The sequence below is a fragment of the Hydrogenophaga soli genome (assembly GCF_054777695.1).
In genome coordinates this window covers 152,501-156,617 of record NZ_BAAHAK010000011.1, presented here as the reverse complement: position 1 = coordinate 156,617, position 4,117 = coordinate 152,501, and the positions used below count along the sequence as shown (strand labels likewise).

The window sequence follows — 4,117 nt, the reverse complement described above, 5'->3', positions numbered from 1 at the left end:
AACTCGCGTGCCACGCGTGACTGGGATGAAGTCAAGGAGGTCTGGCTCAATCCACCAAAGCACAAACAGTCACCTTCTGCATCCACTGCTTGAAAATTAAGCGGCCATCTTTCTTGACAAACACCGGTGGACGTTCACACGCAATGCCTTGGTGGATCCGACCAACAATGCGGCCGAGCAAGCGCTCAGGCCATTGGTGCTCAAGCGAAAGATTTCGTATTGCACCCGATCAGGGCGGGGCATGCGGTTCTGGGAGACGGCCATGTCCACGGTGCAGACCTGCGCGATGCAGGGCCTCTCCAGCTTTGAGTACATGGGCCAATGCATGACGGCTTGGTTCCAGGGCATCCACCCGCCTTCCTTGGTGCCCGAGCACGTCCATCTTCATCCTTCTGCTTGCTTCTGATTCGCCTCTGGATGGGGGGTGAACAGTTACGGCTTTCACCTCTGTACATCCAAACACGCTTTGCGTGGGCCCCAGAAAGCCAAAAGCCCCCATACCGAGGGGTATGAGGGCGAAGGGTTGGGTAGCCTGACGATGACCTACTTTCACACGGGCATCCGCACTATCATCGGCGCTAAGGCGTTTCACTGTCCTGTTCGGGATGGGAAGGAGTGGTACCACCTTGCTATGGTCGTCAGGCTTTAAAGGGTTGCCTGGCTGCTCAAAGAGCAGACAGGCAGATTCATAGAGTCGATGGCTTGGAACCCAAGGGTACCAAATCGCTTCAGCGTGTTTTTGATTGCGCCCACGAGGGCATAAAGACATTCGATGACTGCGTCCTGAAGTTTTCAGGACTGTCAAAGTTATAGGGTCAAGCCGCACGGGCAATTAGTACTGGTTAGCTTAAACGCTTGCACGTCTTCCACACCCAGCCTATCAACGTCGTGGTCTTCAACGACCCTTCAGGGGGCTCAAGGCCCCGGCAGATCTCATCTTGGAACGAGTTTCCCGCTTAGATGCTTTCAGCGGTTATCTCTTCCGCACATAGCTACCCGGCAATGCCACTGGCGTGACAACCGGTACACCAGAGGTGCGTCCACTCCGGTCCTCTCGTACTAGGAGCAGGCTTCCTCAAATCTGCAGCGCCCACGGAAGATAGGGACCAAACTGTCTCACGACGTTTTAAACCCAGCTCACGTACCTCTTTAAATGGCGAACAGCCATACCCTTGGGACCGGCTACAGCCCCAGGATGAGATGAGCCGACATCGAGGTGCCAAACACCGCCGTCGATATGAACTCTTGGGCGGTATCAGCCTGTTATCCCCAGAGTACCTTTTATCCGTTGAGCGATGGCCCTTCCATACAGAACCACCGGATCACTATGTCCTGCTTTCGCATCTGCTCGACTTGTCAGTCTCGCAGTTAAGCACGCTTATGCCATTGCACTATTAGCACGATGTCCGACCGTACCTAGCGTACCTTCGAACTCCTCCGTTACGCTTTGGGAGGAGACCGCCCCAGTCAAACTGCCTACCATGCACTGTCCCCGACCCGGATCACGGGCCTAGGTTAGAACCTCAAACACACCAGGGTGGTATTTCAACGTTGGCTCCACAAGATCTAGCGACCCTGCTTCAAAGCCTCCCACCTATCCTACACAGATCTGTTCAAAGTCCAATACAAAGCTACAGTAAAGGTTCATGGGGTCTTTCCGTCTTTCCGCGGGGAGATTGCATCATCACAAACATTTCAACTTCGCTGAGTCTCTGGAGGAGACAGTGTGGCCATCGTTACGCCATTCGTGCAGGTCGGAACTTACCCGACAAGGAATTTCGCTACCTTAGGACCGTTATAGTTACGGCCGCCGTTTACTGGGACTTCGATCAAGAGCTTGCACCCCATCAATTAATCTTCCAGCACCGGGCAGGCGTCACACCCTATACGTCCACTTTCGTGTTTGCAGAGTGCTGTGTTTTTAATAAACAGTCGCAGCCACCGATTTTTTGCAACCCCGTTGGGCTCCATCCGCAAGGGACTTCACCTACTAAGGGCACACCTTCTTCCGAAGTTACGGTGTCAATTTGCCGAGTTCCTTCTCCAGAGTTCTCTCAAGCGCCTTAGAATACTCATCTCGCGCACCAGTGTCGGTTTGCGGTACGGTCGTTGCAAGCTGAAGCTTAGTGGCTTTTCCTGGAAGCAGGGTATCACTCACTTCGGCAGCAAGCTGCCTCGTTATCACCCCTCATCTCAGCCCGGCGGATTTGCCTACCAGGCACGACTACAGGCTTGAACCAACTATTCCAACAGTTGGCTGAGCTAACCTTCTCCGTCCCCACATCGCACTTGCAATCGGTACAGGAATATTGACCTGTTTCCCATCAGCTACGCATCTCTGCCTCGCCTTAGGGGCCGACTCACCCTACGCCGATGAACGTTGCGTAGGAAACCTTGCGCTTACGGCGAGGGGGCTTTTCACCCCCTTTAACGCTACTCATGTCAGCATTCGCACTTCTGATACCTCCAGCATCCGTTACCAGACACCTTCACAGGCTTACAGAACGCTCTCCTACCACTCACAGTAAACTGTGAATCCGCAGCTTCGGTAACTGGCTTGAGCCCCGTTACATCTTCCGCGCAGGACGACTCGATCAGTGAGCTATTACGCTTTCTTTAAATGATGGCTGCTTCTAAGCCAACATCCTGACTGTTTTAGCCTTCCCACTTCGTTTCCCACTTAGCCAATTTTAGGGACCTTAGCTGGCGGTCTGGGTTGTTTCCCTCTTGAGTCCGGACGTTAGCACCCGGTGCTCTGTCTCCCAAGCTGTACTCAACGGTATTCGGAGTTTGCCTTGGTTTGGTAAGTCGCCATGACCCCCTAGCCAAAACAGTGCTCTACCCCCGTCGGTAATACTTGAGGCACTACCTAAATAGTTTTCGGAGAGAACCAGCTATTTCCAAGTTTGTTTAGCCTTTCACCCCTATCCACAGCTCATCCGCTAGTTTTGCAACACTAGTCGGTTCGGACCTCCAGTACCTGTTACGGCACCTTCATCCTGGCCATGGATAGATCACTTGGTTTCGGGTCTACACCCAGCGACTAATTCGCCCTGTTCGGACTCGGTTTCCCTACGCCTCCCCTATTCGGTTAAGCTTGCCACTGAATGTAAGTCGCTGACCCATTATACAAAAGGTACGCAGTCACCCTTGCGGGCTCCTACTTTTTGTAAGCATGCGGTTTCAGGATCTATTTCACTCCCCTCCCGGGGTTCTTTTCGCCTTTCCCTCACGGTACTTGTTCACTATCGGTCGATGATGAGTATTTAGCCTTGGAGGATGGTCCCCCCATCTTCAGACAGGATTTCTCGTGTCCCGCCCTACTTTTCGCAAGCTCAGTACCACACGTCTCTTTTCACATACGGGGCTATCACCCACTATGGCCGGCCTTTCCAAACCGTTTTGTTAAGTGTCGTGCTATCACTTGCAGGCTCTTCCAATTTCGCTCGCCACTACTTTCGGAATCTCGGTTGATGTCTTTTCCTCGGGCTACTGAGATGTTTCAGTTCACCCGGTTCGCCTCGCATACCTATGTATTCAGTATGCGATACCTTTCGGTGGGTTTCCCCATTCGGAAATCTCCGGATCAAAGCTCATTTGCCAGCTCCCCGAAGCTTATCGCAGGCTATCACGTCCTTCGTCGCCTATCATCGCCAAGGCATCCACCACATGCTCTTATTCACTTGACCCTATAACTTTGACACCTCTTTCGAGATCAAAGCAGTTCAAGGAATGTCTGATTGGTCTTTCACCAATCGCGTTATGCCGCATCCAAATCTGAGAAACATCGCTGCTTCACAAAATTGAATATTCGTTGACGCAATCAAAAATGTTGCTGATGGCACGGTGCACACCAAACCTTTACGAATGTGTGCTTTCCATCAGCAACGCTGATTTCGACTCTATGAATTTTTAAAGAACAGCCGTGCTGATTTTCATCAGCCATGATTGACACAAGCCAATCATCAACAAAACCGTCTGACTCAACGTCAAACCACTTTATTGATGAATCTCTCGTCGATTGGTGGAGGATGACGGGATCGAACCGACGACCCCCTGCTTGCAAAGCAGGTGCTCTCCCAGCTGAGCTAATCCCCCAATGTCCTGGACGTCTCGG

1 protein-coding gene, 1 tRNA gene, 2 rRNA genes and 1 pseudogene are annotated in these 4,117 nt (G+C 52.2%); 2 read left to right on the top strand and 3 right to left on the bottom strand.

The genetic code is table 11. The features are described from left to right. Positions 1-106: 106 nt before the first annotated feature. Together ACYVB7_RS17945 and ACYVB7_RS17940 are read left to right on the top strand one after the other, a co-directional pair. Positions 107-235, top strand: a pseudogene (locus ACYVB7_RS17945) (IS66 family transposase); the annotation flags it as partial. Between the two features lie 27 nt (positions 236-262). Next, positions 263-406, top strand: coding sequence for a hypothetical protein (locus tag ACYVB7_RS17940; protein WP_460509991.1), 144 nt, complete (start codon positions 263-265; stop codon positions 404-406). Between the two features lie 124 nt (positions 407-530). Here the strand turns inward: ACYVB7_RS17940 and rrf are convergent. The 3 genes from rrf to ACYVB7_RS17925 form a co-directional block, all read right to left on the bottom strand. Further along, positions 531-643: ribosomal RNA gene (gene rrf / locus ACYVB7_RS17935) — 5S ribosomal RNA — on the bottom strand. A 168-nt stretch (positions 644-811) separates the two neighbouring features. Continuing rightward, a 23S ribosomal RNA gene (locus ACYVB7_RS17930) occupies positions 812-3,689 on the bottom strand. Positions 3,690-4,022: 333 nt separating this feature from the next. Beyond that, positions 4,023-4,098 (bottom strand) — tRNA-Ala (locus ACYVB7_RS17925). Between the last annotated feature and the right edge of the window lie 19 nt (positions 4,099-4,117).

What these genes read in the sequence shown, in the direction of transcription:
- ACYVB7_RS17940 (WP_460509991.1), top strand. Translation starts at nt 263, where the DNA reads ATGTCCACGGTGCAGACCTGCGCGATGCAGGGCCTCTCCAGCTTTGAG.